This window comes from Lyngbya sp. CCY1209 (genome assembly GCF_035615495.1).
Taxonomy (GTDB): domain Bacteria; phylum Cyanobacteriota; class Cyanobacteriia; order Cyanobacteriales; family Microcoleaceae; genus Limnospira.
On sequence record NZ_JAJENU010000156.1, the window covers coordinates 1 to 14,849 of the forward strand.

General features: G+C 54.4%; 15 protein-coding genes. 7 read left to right on the plus strand and 8 right to left on the minus strand.

What is annotated here, in order from left to right; translation table 11 throughout:
- From LKE08_RS02025 to LKE08_RS02035, 3 genes are all read left to right on the plus strand, one after another.
- On the plus strand, nt 1-300 hold a 300-nt coding region (locus LKE08_RS02025), incomplete at its 5' end, for a hypothetical protein (RefSeq protein ID WP_375341392.1).
- Between the two features lie 18 nt (nt 301-318).
- The gene (locus tag LKE08_RS02030) at nt 319-1,299 is read left to right on the plus strand and encodes a calcium-binding protein (protein WP_324702522.1); all 981 of its coding nucleotides are present in this window, start codon (nt 319-321) and stop codon (nt 1,297-1,299) included.
- Nucleotides 1,300-1,563: 264 nt separating this feature from the next.
- On the plus strand, nt 1,564-1,851 hold the full coding sequence (locus LKE08_RS02035) for an RNA-binding protein (protein WP_324702523.1): 288 nt from the start codon (nt 1,564-1,566) through the stop codon (nt 1,849-1,851).
- 136 nt (nt 1,852-1,987) lie between these two features.
- On the opposite strand, the gene LKE08_RS02040 is transcribed toward LKE08_RS02035, so the two are convergent.
- The 4 genes from LKE08_RS02040 to LKE08_RS02055 all read right to left on the minus strand — a co-directional run bounded on the left by LKE08_RS02040 (nt 1,988) and on the right by LKE08_RS02055 (nt 6,018).
- Nucleotides 1,988-3,865, minus strand: a complete 1,878-nt coding sequence (locus tag LKE08_RS02040) for a tetratricopeptide repeat protein (RefSeq protein ID WP_324702524.1) — start codon at nt 3,863-3,865, stop codon at nt 1,988-1,990.
- Between the two features lie 64 nt (nt 3,866-3,929).
- Nucleotides 3,930-5,450: a thioredoxin-like domain-containing protein gene (locus LKE08_RS02045; RefSeq protein WP_324702535.1), complete on the minus strand. Its 1,521-nt coding sequence runs from the start codon at nt 5,448-5,450 to the stop codon at nt 3,930-3,932.
- Nucleotides 5,451-5,579: 129 nt separating this feature from the next.
- The gene (locus tag LKE08_RS02050; RefSeq protein ID WP_324702525.1) at nt 5,580-5,870 is read right to left on the minus strand and encodes a nucleotidyltransferase family protein; all 291 of its coding nucleotides are present in this window, start codon (nt 5,868-5,870) and stop codon (nt 5,580-5,582) included.
- A 19-nt stretch (nt 5,871-5,889) separates the two neighbouring features.
- On the minus strand, nt 5,890-6,018 hold the full coding sequence (locus LKE08_RS02055) for a hypothetical protein (RefSeq protein WP_324702526.1): 129 nt from the start codon (nt 6,016-6,018) through the stop codon (nt 5,890-5,892).
- Between the two features lie 177 nt (nt 6,019-6,195).
- Here LKE08_RS02055 and LKE08_RS02060 point away from each other — a divergent pair, with 177 nt between their 5' ends.
- Nucleotides 6,196-6,747 (plus strand): hypothetical protein, encoded by a 552-nt coding sequence (locus tag LKE08_RS02060; RefSeq protein WP_324702527.1) that lies wholly within the window; start codon nt 6,196-6,198, stop codon nt 6,745-6,747.
- 240 nt (nt 6,748-6,987) lie between these two features.
- Here the strand turns inward: LKE08_RS02060 and LKE08_RS02065 are convergent, their stop codons facing one another.
- The 4 genes from LKE08_RS02065 to LKE08_RS02080 form a co-directional block, all read right to left on the minus strand.
- Nucleotides 6,988-7,518: an AAA family ATPase gene (locus LKE08_RS02065; RefSeq protein WP_324702528.1), complete on the minus strand. Its 531-nt coding sequence runs from the start codon at nt 7,516-7,518 to the stop codon at nt 6,988-6,990.
- A gap of 77 nt (nt 7,519-7,595) precedes the next feature.
- Nucleotides 7,596-8,408 carry a RusA family crossover junction endodeoxyribonuclease gene (locus LKE08_RS02070; protein ID WP_324702529.1) on the minus strand — a complete coding sequence of 271 codons (813 nt, stop codon included), beginning with the start codon at nt 8,406-8,408 and terminating at the stop codon, nt 7,596-7,598.
- Nucleotides 8,409-8,486: 78 nt separating this feature from the next.
- Nucleotides 8,487-9,272, minus strand: coding sequence for a 2-phosphosulfolactate phosphatase family protein (locus LKE08_RS02075; protein ID WP_324702530.1), 786 nt, complete (start codon nt 9,270-9,272; stop codon nt 8,487-8,489).
- Between the two features lie 163 nt (nt 9,273-9,435).
- Complete coding sequence (locus LKE08_RS02080) at nt 9,436-10,422, minus strand: aldo/keto reductase (protein WP_324702531.1); 987 nt, start codon at nt 10,420-10,422, stop codon at nt 9,436-9,438.
- Between the two features lie 150 nt (nt 10,423-10,572).
- On the opposite strand from LKE08_RS02080, the gene dacB reads away from it, so the two are divergent.
- The 3 genes from dacB to LKE08_RS02095 all read left to right on the plus strand — a co-directional run bounded on the left by dacB (nt 10,573) and on the right by LKE08_RS02095 (nt 14,679).
- The gene (gene dacB / locus LKE08_RS02085) at nt 10,573-12,009 is read left to right on the plus strand and encodes a D-alanyl-D-alanine carboxypeptidase/D-alanyl-D-alanine-endopeptidase (protein WP_375341393.1); all 1,437 of its coding nucleotides are present in this window, start codon (nt 10,573-10,575) and stop codon (nt 12,007-12,009) included.
- 208 nt (nt 12,010-12,217) lie between these two features.
- The gene (locus LKE08_RS02090) at nt 12,218-12,769 is read left to right on the plus strand and encodes a hypothetical protein (protein WP_324702533.1); all 552 of its coding nucleotides are present in this window, start codon (nt 12,218-12,220) and stop codon (nt 12,767-12,769) included.
- A gap of 101 nt (nt 12,770-12,870) precedes the next feature.
- The gene (locus LKE08_RS02095; protein WP_324702534.1) at nt 12,871-14,679 is read left to right on the plus strand and encodes an ABC-ATPase domain-containing protein; all 1,809 of its coding nucleotides are present in this window, start codon (nt 12,871-12,873) and stop codon (nt 14,677-14,679) included.
- Nucleotides 14,680-14,849 lie beyond the last annotated feature (170 nt).

Here is a 14,849-nt window from a genome sequence, read left to right on the forward strand (position 1 = left end):
CAGGAAGATACGACTGAGGAGGATAATCCCGAGGAAGATACGACTGAGGAGGATAATATCGAGGAAGATAACACTCAAGAAGATACCACTCAGGAAGACACTACCGAGGAGGATAATATCCAAGAAAATACCACGGAAGAGGATACAACTGAAGCTAAAAATGCAGAGGTAAAAACGACTCAGGAGGAAGTCAGCACCCCAACGAATTCGGGATTTACCCCATCCCCAGTTACCCTTTTTAATTCCCCATCTAATGCTTCCGAAGCGGGCGAAAATTTTCCCGAAGACAACCCGTCGTAAACTGAAGCTGAAAACTCTGTGGAATCTGACCTTTATGACCCCTCGAAGTTCATCATCCCGATCGCATTTCCGTTGATTTTCTCCCCCCATGTCGGAAGTGGAGACACCGAAGCGGGTGATGAGAATGATGCGATCGCGGGAACGGCAGATGCCGACGTTCTCTTCGGTTTCGGCGGGGAAGATGCGATCGCGGCCCTCGACGGCGACGACGAAATTCACGGCAACTCGGAGGGCGACAATATCGACGGGGGCGATGGCAATGATACGGTCTACGCCGGAAAGGGCGACGATCAAGTTTTGGGCGGCGAAGGGGAAGACAGCATCTTCGGCGACCTCGACAACGACACCATCGCCGGAAATGCCGGTAATGACTGGCTCAACGGCAACTCGGGCGAAGATTGGATCGACGGCGGCGACGGCGACGATGAAATGTACGGCGGTAAGGGGAATGATGCCCTGGTCGGAAATGCCGGAACCGATCTGATGTTCGGCGATATCGGCGACGACCTCATCGAGGGGGACGAGGGAAACGATACCGCCTTCGGCAACCGGGGCAACGATACCCTCTTGGGGGGCGACGATGCGGATTTCCTCTACGGCGGCCAGGACGACGACCTGATCGACGGCGGCGGGGGCAACGATACCCTCTTGGGCGATCGCGGGGATGATACCCTTGACGGTGGGGAAGGAGCCGACAGCCTCACCGGGGGCGACGGCGACGATATCCTGGTCGCGGCCGCGGGGGCCGACACCCTCACGGGCGGAAATGGGAGCGATCGCTTCCTTCTGGCCTCCGGTTACGGGCTCAATACCATCACCGATTTTGCCGACGGCGAAGATCTCATCGTCCTCGACGGCGGTTTGACCTTCGCAGACCTGACCCTGACAACCGTCGGCGGTCAAACTCAGATCTCGTCGGGCTCGGACATCCTGGCCCAACTGACGGGTGTGGATGTGGCCGACCTCGACGCCGGCGACTTCACGACTTGGGTCGTCTGACGTGATTTGACCTGAAAGTGCGATCGCCTCCAAAATTCACCGATGGGGGCGATCGCCAGTGGGGCTGGGGATTTCAGGCGTTTCTGGCTTCCGTGTCCATAAGGGTCTTGACATTCGCCGATTGAGGTGTTACAGTGAAATTCGAGAAGTAAGTATCGGTAGCAGAGTTTGTTTTCAGTATTGACAGGTTTTTCTTGTTTTGTAAAGACAACGGTTCTCTCCGAAATCCAAATCTCTACACCTATTTTTTGACGGAGATAACCTATGTCTATCTATGTTGGCAATTTGTCCTATGAGGTTGGCGAACAGGACATCAACGAAGCCTTTTCCGAGTACGGCGAAGTTCGGCGAGTTCACCTACCCACCGATCGCGATACGGGTCGCGTGCGCGGTTTTGCGTTCGTAGAAATGGAATCACTGGATCAAGAAGAGTCCGCGATTTCTGCCCTGAACGGTGCCGAGTGGCTGGGACGTTCCCTGACGGTCAACAAAGCACGACCCCGGGAAGAGCGGGGATCTAACGGCGGCGGTCAGCGACGCAACCGCTTCTAAAGAGCGGGGGAGTGGGACGGCAAAAAAGTCACTGACGTTGCTGCGACCGCTCCCGAGCAATTTTAACAGAAAATGCACCCCTCCGCCCGGGGTGTTTTTTTGTGGCCCGGGACCGGCCCCATCCCGGAAAACCATCCTATTCCGAATGGCGATAGCGATCGCTCAATTCGGGCAAATAATCGAACCCGTCAACGCCAATTATAGCGATGAACTGAGAGCGATGTCGCCCCAAAATTTGCCGAAATTTTTCCTCTCCCAATTGCCCCTGCAAAATCATCACCAAACCCCCCGCCTGCCGCCACCGGGCATCCCCCCGCTGTTCGAGCAAATACATCCCCAGACAGGCGTGGTAGACGGCGGAATCTTCCCGTTCGAGCTGATAGTAAGCCTCCCCCAAATAGGCGTGGGTGAGGGCTTGTAAATCTTGCTCTCCCATCTGTTGGAGGACGGACAAACCTCGCTCCAAAACGGGGACGGCTTGAGCGGGCTGTTCCAGGGAAACATAAGCCATTCCCAAACCCAAATAGGCGAGGGCTTGATTGACCAAATCGTTGAATTTTTCCGATAATTTCAATCCCTGTTCCAGGTAGTTTATGGAACTTTCGAGCTGTTCAAACGTCACCGATCGCTCCTGTCTGGCGATCGCGATCTCGGAAAATCCCAAACTGATCAGAGAGTACGATTCCCCCTGGCGGGCGCCGATCTGTCGGGCTAAAATCAGGGCGCGTTGGGCGTAGGTAGCCGCTTGGGAATAGTCTTTTTGGCGCAACCGCAACCGACTCAGGTGGTTATAATTCGCCACCTCGCAGGCGCGATCGCCCGTCTGAATCGCCCGTTCCAACGCCTCCTGGTGCAGTTCCTCAGCCCGGTAGTGATTGCCGATCCACTGCTGAGAATAGCCAAGAACGGTAAGAATTCTGGCTTTCTCCAGAATATTTTCGACGTAACTGAGGGGGCGATCGAGGTAGGTGATGGTTTCGCGGAAATTGTCACCCGAAAACGATGCGAATACGCCACCGTAAAGGGGAAAATTACTCCGCTGGGCAAATGTCCGCAGAATTTGCAATGTCATTTGAAAGCAACCTCGGGAGAGGCGATCGCGATCGGAATCGGAGGACAATGATTGAAACCCGTTGCTGAGTTCGGACCAAATCATCGCGAACACCATGAACGTCACGCCAGCCAAATTTTGTCCCACCTGGGCACTGTAGGGTTGTTTGTCGAACCAGGTGACAAGTCCCGCCTGCAAGTCCCGCATTAAGATAATCAACCCCACCCATTCTTTCCAGTCGATTTGCTGTTGGGACTGGGCAAAAATTGCGGCGGATTGGTTTTGTGCTTGTCGGGTAAATAGCTCTTTTGCGAGGGGGCTGTTGACGTTTTTTGCCCAGGTTTCCCAGGGTCCTGCTGCCGTCGCACCGCCGCCGAATCCGATGTCTCTCTGGGGGCGATCGTACACCCAGCTAATCAAATAGGGTTCCAGTTCTTTGACAGTGGTGATACCCTGAAGTAATCCCGCCGCATACTGTCGCAATTCCGCCGCTTCCGATTCCTCCGGCAAACGGCCTGCTTCCTGTTCTAAGGTTTGGGCAAGTTGCCGGATTTGGGGATGTTTGAAAACGTAAGATTGGTTGGGGTCGAGAACTTCAATTAAAACGGTCAATCGTTCCTTGGGATCGGCTTCTATAATTTGTTTGACGGCACTGCTAGAATGGCTCTGAACTTGATAATTTTTCTGCCAATCTTCCCAAGCTTGCCGGATCATTTGAATCCCCCGCAGTTGTCGGGTAGCTTTCGCCTGTTTGAGTTCGTCGGACTCGGTTTCGACCAAAGATTCCAGGGCGCCAATTTTTTCGACCAAGCCCCGCTCGAAAATTTCTCCAGTTCCGACTTTAATTTCATCGACCAAGCGTTTGTATATCAAAGCTTTCGACGCAATTTTTCCTTTTAAAATATTGGCGATGATATCATCAATTAGGGCGAGATAGCGTTCTCGATCTGAAGGTTGAGTCATGGTGGTATTGAGTTAAAATTTCAGTAGCACAGGCATCCGGCCTGTGACAAGCTAGAAGCTTGTGTTACGCGGGCGCGGAGCGGTCTGGAATGCAAAAATTGGGGGCGCACAATCCCTTAAATTCTACAGTTGAAATGGCGAGAGTATCGAGCTTTAGAACAAGGATCGCGTGGTTGTTGGTATCGGCGATATATAGGCGATCGCCGATCGCACTGAGCCCTGATGGTTCGGCCAATTGCGCCTCGGTTCCCAAGATGGTTTGAGAGTCTCCCGTCTGCGGATCGACCCGCTTGATCTTGTGATTGTAGGTGTCCGCCACCCACAGGGATTTATTCGCATATTCTACACCCAAACAGTGCTGAAGTCGGACATTAAATCCCCGGCTGTCGCGATCGCGAAGCGTTGCGGATGCAATCTCGCCGAATCCGAACAATTCCCCGCTGCCGCCAATCGTCCGCACCCGGGGATTATCCCCCAAACCCACCCCCCGAATCGAACTGCTTTCGCTGTCGGCGACGAACAACTCCGAACCGTCCGCCGCCAAGCCACTCGGCTGGGAAAATGCCGCCGCCAACAATTCCCCGTCCACGCAGGATTCGGCCCCCCGTCCGGCGTAGGTTTGCACCCGTCCGCCGTCGGGGTCCCACACCCAAATCTGATGGGAACCCGCCATCGCGACGAACAACCGATTCTCCACCCACTCCACATCCCAGGGAGAATTGAGGGCAACTTCCGTCCCCCGTCCGCCGTGGGGGTAGATGTAGCGGCTTTGCCGTCCCGTCCCCGCCACGGTTTCCACCGTCTGGGTGGTGAAATCGATTTTGCGGATGGCGTGATTTTCGGTATCGGCGACGTAGAGAAAATTGCCGTCGGGGGAAATTGCCATCCCCTGGGGGGCGAAAAATTGGGTGTCGGCGAAGGAACCGTCCCGCCATCCCGGCGTCCCGGTGCCGATGACTCGGGGTGCATCCCCGTCCAAATCGCCGACGATCAGGCGGTGGTGTCCCGAATCCGCCACGAAAAGGCGGTTTTGGGTTGAATCTGCCAAAACTTTGCCCGGAAACGCCAGGGGGGTCGTCAGGGGGCAACCCCTTTTTTCTCGGTTGAAATTGAGGGTTTGGGGGGTGATTTTGCCCCGTTCCCGATAGTCCCGGATCAGATTTCCCAACATCTCGTCCAACGCCTCCCGATTGCCTTCCCCCGCCGCGGTTCGGATGCAGTAGCCGAGGGGGTCGATAATGACGAGGGTGGGCCAGGCCCGGACGGCGTATTGTTGCCAAATGTAAAAATCGCGATCGACGATCACCGGATGTTCGATATCGTGGCGGAGAATTGCTTGGCGGATGTTGTCAACGTCCCGTTCGTTGTCGAATTTGGCGGAGTGGACGCCGATGACGGTGAGGCTGTCGGCGTATTTGGTTTCCAGATATTTTAAATCCGGTAAGATGTGGAGGCAATTGATACAACAATAAGTCCAGAAATCCAGAACCACCACCCGTCCCCGCAGTTCGGCCAGAGACAGGGGGCGATCGCAATTTAACCAGGGAAAATCGGCGGGAAGTTCGGGCGATCGCACGCGAGACATGATCGGAGTTTTTGACAACTTAGATATTTTAACAATAGTGTCGCCGAATGGGTTCCTATTTTTGGCGCGATCGTTTCCTCCACCACCGCAATTTCCGACAACATATCCCGCACCCGCAACTCAAATTCCCTAGATGGCACGAATCGCCTCCCGCAGCACCTTTTCCCGCAAATGGGGACGCAATGAATTCGGCGTTCCCAAATCGACCGAACAATCTAACAACTCCTCCAAAACCGATCGCAATTCCAACAGCGTAAACAACCCCACCGGACGCTCGAACTCCACCAAGAAATCGACATCACTTTCCGGGGTCGCCTCATCCCGAGCCACCGATCCGAATAAAAACAGTGCTTTCACTGCAAACTCATCGAGGCGATCGCGGTGAGTCTCCAATAAATCCAGAACCCGTTTCTTATCCATCCGAACGACCTGTTTCGATCTAGAATATATTATCGCTTTCGGGTCGTTCTGGAAACCAAGTCCGTGGGACAATATCCGCTTCCAGCTTTAACTCCGCTTCCGACATTCCGGTACTTTGGAAAATGTCATCGGGGATTGTGATGCTCATGGTTTGTTTCCCAAATCTTTTTTAAGGGTAGCACGAACTCGGTCATGCAAGAAACCGGGTTTCTATGAGAATTGCTGCATTAGAATCGAAGTTTGAGGAAGAAACCCGGTTTCTACATTCAGACGCGATCGCACCCGAGACGGATTATAATTGAGAAGATTTGAGGAAGGGTCAAAAATGGTATCGCTTTCGGGCCGGTCTGGGAATGAATTGAAAATTTATCACCTGCGGGACGAGATCCGCCAATCCGCCGCCGAGTTCCGCCTGTCCCCGGAAATTGTCGGGGCGATCGTTTTGGACGAGTTGGAACGCCGTAGTTTTGAGGACGATATCGAGGAGATTTTGGCGGTAATTTTACCCGGTTTGGTCTACTGGGCCGACTGGTCGATCGGCATCGCCCAAATCAAGCCGAAAACCGCCGAAATCGTCTATCGGGAACTGTTGGGAAATTGCCCCAAACCCAATCAAATCGTGCGATCGCTATTGGATGAAAAAATATCCTGTCGCCTCGTCGCCGCCTACTGTCGCCATATTATCAATCTGTGGCGGGATGCGTTTCCCCCGGCGGAAAATACCGGACTTGACGGCGACGGTGCCCGCCTGTTGGGAACCCTGTATTCCCTCGATCCGACGGGAACTTGGGGGGTGAACGATCGCCCCATTTTCAATGATCGCGGCGAGGGCATCGTCGCCAGTATGCCCCAAATTCGCCAGTTAATTGAAACCTAAATTTCACTGAATTTTGTTGTGGGGATTTAGCCCATTCTTTAATCAGAGCAACTCTTGCAGGGCTACAGTTTGTCGGTCAAAGAATTTAATTTTAATTTTATCGCGATCGTTGAGTAGTGTCAAGCAAACGATATCTCTTCAACGATTCCCTCTTTCTCCAACGCTTTGTGAAATTCCGGCCTGAGTAAAAATGGGGATTTTCCATCCGATTGATTAAAGACTAAATATGTTTTTCTTCTTTTACTCATCGCCAGCGTCTTGCAAATCAATCGAATCGTTCAATATTCTTCGAGACTTATCCAAAGACTCTAGGAATGGGCGATATTCCTTTATTATAGTCAAATATTGAATTTCTTTATTTTCTCCTTCTTCTTCAGTGCCGATATTAAAGTTCGCTTGAAAATAATCCTGCTTTAATGCGGTCAAGCTGTCGGAATGAAGTTCGAGTGAAATATCTTGTATGGGAAATAAATCTGCGTTGAGAGTAGAAATTATTTGTTGTTCTAAAAAATTAGCATATCGGATTAAGATATTGTCGATTAGTTCTGGGGTTAACGCCACAACTCCTTCCCTTTCCCAAGGGATTTCTTCCCAGGTGTGCGATCGCGCAAATTTCCGAATCACATCTTGATTAAAAATCGTCCATAACAGTTGAGCAACATAGGTTTTTCCACTATTATTCAAGCCGACGAAAATATAAAATCGTTGGGATAGATCGATGGTTTGAGTATTACCTCGAATCGGGCCCAAGTTTCTGATCAGTACCTTCATAGCCGTTTTTTATAATTTGAAGAAATATCAGGTTTGCAGGGTTCACCTGAGCCAATCCCGCGCCAATTCCCATCACACTAATTCATCGGTTCGATCTCAATCCAAACCCCAGTTTTCGGTGCCTCTGGCACGTATTCCACCGTCAGTTGGGGCAGGCAACTGAGGCGGTCGTCGAGGATAATTCCTGCACCTTTATGCGTCAGGGCATCCAAACAGGCGCCAGCCAAATTGTCGATGTCGGAATTAGTGCGGTGGTTGCCGAATAAGCGAATCGAAATAGCCGCTCGTCTGAGGGGAAAGCGATCGCGCAAATTTCGGTCTTCAATCTGGCGATAAAGCTCAATTTCCGCCCGGTTCCGCCATTCTCGATATCGTGGCGGCAAATAAGTTCCGTTGTTCGTCACACGGGGGCGAGCTTTCGGCACCACCGGACCGGGAATCACGAATCGAATCACATTAGAATTGGGGGTCTTTTCCGCCTCCGGGGGCTCGTCGATGGGGGTAAACTCGACATCGATCGCCGCCTCTTCGGCTGGCGGAACTTCCACTTCCGGTGGCAGACTTTCCGGTACAATTTTCGGCGGTTCTTGCCGATCTTGAACCGCCGGAGAAGTCGATAACGCCGCCAATCCTCCGTCCATTCCCGGCCAAGTCCGGGCGATCTGGACGTACATCCGGGCCGTCTGTTCCGAGATCTGGGTGTGGGTTTGCCGCCAATGATCCCAGTCTTTTTCGGACAGGTGCGATCGCACCTTCAGCAACATCGCCCCCGCCTTGCAAGCCGGGATCAAAGCCGTCTGAGGCGACTCCAGACAGCGTTGATGTTCGCGATTAATTGCGATCGCGAGTTCCTCAAATTGCGAAATTTTGGGTTGTAACTTGGTCAACACGATTTTTTAGTTGAATTGGGGCGGGGGGAAATTGACAATTGATAATTCTCAAAATTATCAATTGTCAATGCTCAATTATCAATTCGTTACGGGTTCCTCCATCCAATATTGGAGGCTCTGCACTTCCACGTCAGATTGGGTCAAGACCCCCGGTTCGGTCTGCATGGGCAGCACCTCCAGGATATCCCTTTCGCTGCAATATTTCAGGTCATCGTAGCATTTTAAACCGATCAGGCGCTTTCCGTGGCTGGCGTGGTTCATCAGTTCGTACAATTTTTCCCGCCACTGCACATAAAGGGCGATCGCGCCGAAAACTTCGTCATTTCCGGCTAAATCGTCGAGGGGATAGCCCATTTCCGAGGCAAAACTGTCCGCGATCGCCCCCGCACAGACTGTATCTTCCAGGGAAAAACTGCCTTCCCAACCCGATCCCACAATCCACACCGTCTCGGGCATCTTCGTCATCAAATATCGGACGACGGTCTGGCGGTTCACCAGGGCCGCCGTCAGCACCACCGGCGCCGCTTGGACCCGTTTCAGGGCGCGGGTGCCGTTGGTCGTGGTCATGAACAGGCGCTTGCCTCCGACGGCCTCCGGCGTGCAGTTGAGGGGGGAATTCCCCATGTCGCAGCCTTCCACCATCGCGCCGCCCCGTTCGCCGACGCGGATGCGCCGGTCGGCTGGCCATTTCTCGCTCACCTGCATCAATTCGTCGATATCGCTGAAGGCCTGCACACCTTCGGCCCCCGCGTCGAGGGCCGTGGCGATGGTGGTCGTGGCCCGGAGTACGTCAACGACGATCGCACAGTCCGGGGTGCTGTCCGTGGGGGTCAATTCGGGAGTATGGTAAATAAAAAGCTTCACAATGGGGATGGTATAAGTAGAATTACTGACTCTCTATTGTAGGGGTTGGAGGGGAAAAATCGGCAGTCGGTCGTCGATAAAGGCAATTAATCGATCATTATCAATTGTCAATTATCAATTATCAATTCTTCCCACGCCCCACACCCCATCCCCTACGCCCCAACTAAGTCCAAGCCCGGAAAAAGGTATTTTCCCGCCAAGCCGTGGCGGTGCGATTTTCGATCGCGGCCATTTCCTCCGGACTCAGGGGTTTGAAAGCCTGGGCCACCCGGAAATTGGACTCCAACTGTTCCACCGACTCCGCCGCGATGATGCAGCAGTGCACGCCCTCCAAAGACAGGACGTAACCCATCGCCTGTTCCATGCCGTCCAACACGCCATTTCTGAATAAACGCCCGTAGGCGGGGATTTTCATGGCGATGACGCCGACATTCTTTTCCCGGGCTACCGGCAGCACCGTGGGGGCGAAGGGGCGGGGGTGGTGTTTGTCGGCGGCGTTGATGGAAACCAAGGTGGTGTCGAAGGGGTAGCGTCGCAACCCCTCGGCGATGACGTCCGGTTCGTGGTGTCCGGTGATGCCGGTAAATTTGATAATTCCCTGGTCTTTGGCCTCTTCCATCGCCTCGATGGCGCCGTTTTTGCCGAAAATCTCGTCGAGGGTTTCGGGGAAAGAGACGTGGTGGAACTGCCACAAATCGAGGTAATCTGTATTCAGGCGTTTGAGCGATCGCTCCAGTTCCCGCCAGGCTCCATCCCGATCGCGCATCGCCGATTTGCTGGCCAGGAAGATCTGCGATCGGTAGGGGGGCAGGACTTTCCCCAGATGTTCCTCGCTCGCACCGTAGCTGGCGGCGGTGTCGAAATACCGCATCCCCAATTTTAACGCCGCCTCAATTTGGGCGATCGCTTCCGGTTCCCGCCCCGCATCGTCGATGGGCGTCTGCCCCGCCGTCCCCAGGCCGAAAATGGGCAGGCTTTGCCCGGTTTTGCCCAACACCCGTTCGGGGAGGGTGGGCTGTTGGGGCGTCGAAATGGCGGGTTGAGCGACGATTTCGGTGCCGTTGCGTTTCCATACGGCCGTACCGATGATCCCCCCGGCGACGGCTACTCCGGTGGCGATGAATCCCCGTCGGGTCGTTTTCCGTCTCATAAATCCCCCTCGCTTGTCAATTTGGGACAATTTTGTTTTATTCTGGCATATGATGTCGGGTGTAGGGTTTAGGGAATGGGGAATAGGGAATGGGGAATAGGGAATGGGGAATAGGGAATGGGAAATCTGTGTAATCTGCGTCATCTGCGGATGGGAATCGAAAATAGAAATCAATTCATAATCGCTCTCATTTCTACTTTCATCGGTTTGGCTACTCCGCCGATCGCCTGGGCATCAGACCCGCTCTGTCCGGCTGAATTAGAATCGGCAATTGAGGGGATTATTGACCGGCCGGAGTTCGCCCGATCGCGGTGGGGAATTAGTATTGAAACTCTGGAATCGGACGAGGTTTTATATGGGCGCGATCGCGAGGTTTTTTTCATCCCCGCATCGACGGTCAAATTGATGACCACCGCCGCCGCCCTGGAAGAATTGGGGCCGAATTACCGCATCCGAACCTCGATTTACAGCGACGATAACGAAACGGTTTATATCGTCGGGCGGGGCGACCCCAGTTTGACCGACATTCAATTGCAAGAGTTGGCGAAACAGTTGCGCGATCGCGGCATTTCTCAGATCGAAACTTTGGTCGCCGAAGATGGGTATTTCCCCGGTTTTACCGTCAATCAAAATTGGGAGTGGGAGGACGTACAGGCGGGGTACGGTGCGCCCGTCAACAGTTTAATTCTCCACCAAAATTCCCTCGATTTGATGCTGTGGCCGGAAGCGGCCGTTGGGCGACCGCTGCGGGTGACGTGGGTGCGTCCGGAACAGGGAATTGGATGGGAAATTGACAACCGAACCCGCACCGTCGGAACGGGCGATCGCGAATTTGTGGAGATCGGCCGGGAGTTCACCCGCCCCGTCATCCGCGTCGCCGGACAGTTGCGGGTGGGGTCGGAACCGGAACCGGTTTACGCTGCCGTGGTCGAACCGGCGGCGAATTTTTTGCGCGGGTTTAAAACCATTTTAGAACGGGAGGGAATCGTTGTCAATACCGCCAGAGTCGATAACTATTCTCCCCACTCGGAACCGGAAATTGCCGCGATCGAATCTCCCCCGATTTCGGAATTAATTAAAACGGTGAATTTGGAAAGTAATAATGTGTTTACCGAGGCGGTGTTGAAAACCTTGGGGGTGCAGGCACCGACTGCCGACGCGGTGGAAGCGGGATTGGAACGGGTGATCTCGAACCTCACGGCTTTGGGTGTCGATCCCGGGGGGTACGCTCTGGCGGACGGTTCGGGACTCTCCCGCCACAATTTAGTTAGCCCCCAAACCCTGATCGATACCCTGGGGGGGATGGCTGCTTCTCCCCAGGCGGCAATCTATCGCGAATCCCTGCCGGTGGCGGGGGTCAGCGGGACCTTGAAAGGGCGGTTTCGGGACTCGGCGGCGGTGGGGCGGGTGTGGGCGAAAACGGGGACGCTGACGGGGGTTTCTGCCCTGGCTGGGTATGTGGAACCGGCGGATTATTCGCCCCTGGCGTTTGCGATTATCGTCAATCAGTCGAATTTGCAGACCGGGGAATTGCGAGACGCGATCGATGCGATCGTGTTACTCTTGACTCGGCTGCAATCTTGTTAGGGTAGGCAACAGGCAATAGGCAACAGGCAATAGGGAGAAAAACCTTTCACAGTCTGGGTTTTAGAATCGCTCGATTTCCCGACAACCCTGGCGACGGCTATAAATCAGGGTGTGGGGTGTGGGTAAAATGGAGAATTGATCATTATAATTTTCAATCCATTTCTATTTTTATAGTTTTTGGCCCCATAGATTGATGAGTTGAATAACGATGAGTAAAACATTTGCCGAATTGGAAGCCGAGTGGAAGGCGATCAAAAAAAAGTTGGATGCGACGATGGTGGAATATCGGCTGTTGCGGCAGAAGCGGTCGGCGTTTCAGGTCAAATTGATCTTTCCCCGGGATAGTTCTCCGGAGGCGATGCGAGCGTTCCGCGATCGCGAAAAAGAAGTGGTCTCCCAACTGTCGATCGACCTGCGAGACCTCGACCAAGATATCAAAGCCGTCCGCATCCGACTCAAGCAAATCCGGGCGACCTTGGCGGTGAAACAGACTCAAATCTACCAGTTGCAAGCGCAGTCTGTGTGGAAAAAAATGATCGAAAAAGCGGAGGCGATCAACCAATTGGCGACTCAAATGGAGGGGGAAATCAAAACCCTGTCCGCGATCGCGGAGGATTTTTATCCCCCAACCGAGAAGTGGCTGCCCCAACATCCGGAATTGGCTCAAATTTCGGCGACCACCATCCCCCGCGTCTTTTGGAAAGATAACCATCTGGAAGTGCGGGACAAGGCGATCGACTGGGACTCGGAAGAGACTTAAAATTGATCGGTCATCCGCCAAAATTTCTGATAAAATAGTATCGGTTCTTACAGTTGGATTCAAAGAAAAAATTACGACCCCCAGACACGGCTATTTAATCGATGAATACTAAAGAAGATCTGCGCCAAACCTTACTCGACCTCGATAACCGAGGTTACAAAGCCTACAAAGATTTATTGGGCGAATATCAGTTTCCGGACTTTACCTTAATTATCGATTACGTCCAGGGCGACCCCTTCGCGGCCCCCAGCAAATTTCGGGTGCGAGTCCCCGCCGCGATCGCATCGTTCCCCCCCCAACTCTACCAGACCCCGAGCCGGGAAATCGCCCTGCGGGACTACCTGACCCGGCAATTCGATCGCGCCGCCCACGAACTCAGCAGCCGCCGGGGCACCGGAAAAAGCGGAATGATCGCCATCACGCGGGTGGGACAGGAAGTCCTCGATCGCACCTCCGCCTACCTCGTCCAAGTCGCCCACGCGGCGGCCCCCAAACCCAAGGGGGGCAACCCCGCCCTGGAACGGGCCAAACCCGCCCCCGCTTCCGATGAAAAGGGCGTCGAGATCCGCTTTTTCGTGGGACTTCCAGCCCGGGGACGCAACATTTTGGGCCGCCAAGCCGCCGCCATGCTGTGCGAGGATATCCCCGCGATCGTCGATCGCGCCCTCAAATATGACAGTTTGGACCCGGATGCCTGCCGCCGCCACGTCGAAACCGTCGAAGACGCGGACGCCCTGCGGGGACAACTCGGCGATCGCTCTTTGGTGGCCTTCGTGCCCAACGGCGCCATCCTCCCCCGCCAGAGTGGGGTCAACGACCGCCCCCTGAAGTCTGAAACCGCCGTCCCGTTCCAGTCTCCCCCCAGCCTGGAAGTGGAATTGACCCGTCCCAACGGTGGCGCGATCGCCGGAATGGGCATCCCCGAGGGCATTACGTTGATCGTCGGGGGCGGCTACCACGGCAAGTCCACCTTATTGAAGGCGATCGAACGGGGCGTTTACAACCACATCCCCGGGGACGGTCGGGAATTCGTCGTCACCAACCCCGCCGCCGTCAAAATTCGCGCCGAAGATGGCCGCAGCGTCTCGGGCGTCGATATTTCGCCGTTCATCAACCAACTGCCCCAGGAGAAATCCACCCGCCAATTTTCCACCGAAAACGCCAGCGGCAGCACCAGCCAAGCCGCCAACATCATGGAGGCCCTGGAAACCCTGCTGCTGGGGGATACGCCCACGGCCCCGGTTTTGCTGGTGGACGAGGACACGGCGGCGACGAATTTCATGATCCGCGATCGGCGGATGCAGGCCCTCATCGCCAAGGAACGGGAACCCATCACCCCGTTTATCGACAAGATCCGCCAACTCTACACGGACTATAGCGTTTCCACGATTTTGGTGATGGGGGGCAGCGGGGACTATTTCGACGTGGCGGATACCGTCATCGCGATGGACAATTTCCAACCCCTGGAACTGACGGAAAAGGCCAAGGCGATCGCAGCGGAGTACACCACCGGACGGACGGCGGAGGGGGGCCAGCAGTTCGGAAGCCTCACCCCGCGTATTCCCCTCCCCGAAAGCCTCGACCCCAGCCGGGGACGGCGGGACGTGCGGGTGAAGGTGCGGGATATCGACGAGGTGACGTTCGGGACCGAAGATGTGGACCTGTCGGCCGTGGAACAGTTGGTTTCCAAAGATCAATTGCGGGCGATCGCGGAGGCGATGGTTTATGCCCGACAACATTATATGGACGGACGGCAGACGTTGACCCAAATCCTCGATCGCGTCATGGCGGATATCGCCGAAAAGGGTTTGGATGCGATTACCCAGTTTCCCCAGGGGGATCTGGCGTTGTTCCGGCGGTTTGAGTTGGCCGCGGCGATCAACCGGGTGCGGACGTTGGAGATGAAATAGGGCGATCGGTTTTCGCCCTCACCCCCGGCCCCTCTCCCAATTTTGGGAGAGGGGAGGAAAGGGTTTTTTTAATTGATATCAGATCCGATTTAGTTATAGCAATGAGCGCTCGTGTGTTTACAGTTCGGTTCGTGGAACAGAACCCGAAACTTCCATGTGTCTTGGCGATT

Excerpts from the sequence above, each read along its gene's own strand:
- LKE08_RS02060 (WP_324702527.1), top strand. The coding sequence starts at position 6,196 with ATGGTATCGCTTTCGGGCCGGTCTGGGAATGAATTGAAAATTTATCAC.
- LKE08_RS02045 (WP_324702535.1), bottom strand. The coding sequence starts at position 5,450 with ATGTCTCGCGTGCGATCGCCCGAACTTCCCGCCGATTTTCCCTGGTTA.
- dacB (WP_375341393.1), top strand. The coding sequence starts at position 10,573 with ATGGGAATCGAAAATAGAAATCAATTCATAATCGCTCTCATTTCTACT.
- LKE08_RS02080 (WP_324702531.1), bottom strand. The coding sequence starts at position 10,422 with ATGAGACGGAAAACGACCCGACGGGGATTCATCGCCACCGGAGTAGCC.
- LKE08_RS02095 (WP_324702534.1), top strand. The coding sequence starts at position 12,871 with ATGAATACTAAAGAAGATCTGCGCCAAACCTTACTCGACCTCGATAAC.
- LKE08_RS02090 (WP_324702533.1), top strand. The coding sequence starts at position 12,218 with ATGAGTAAAACATTTGCCGAATTGGAAGCCGAGTGGAAGGCGATCAAA.
- LKE08_RS02035 (WP_324702523.1), top strand. The coding sequence starts at position 1,564 with ATGTCTATCTATGTTGGCAATTTGTCCTATGAGGTTGGCGAACAGGAC.
- LKE08_RS02065 (WP_324702528.1), bottom strand. The coding sequence starts at position 7,518 with ATGAAGGTACTGATCAGAAACTTGGGCCCGATTCGAGGTAATACTCAA.
- LKE08_RS02050 (WP_324702525.1), bottom strand. The coding sequence starts at position 5,870 with ATGGATAAGAAACGGGTTCTGGATTTATTGGAGACTCACCGCGATCGC.
- LKE08_RS02055 (WP_324702526.1), bottom strand. The coding sequence starts at position 6,018 with ATGAGCATCACAATCCCCGATGACATTTTCCAAAGTACCGGAATGTCG.
- LKE08_RS02040 (WP_324702524.1), bottom strand. The coding sequence starts at position 3,865 with ATGACTCAACCTTCAGATCGAGAACGCTATCTCGCCCTAATTGATGAT.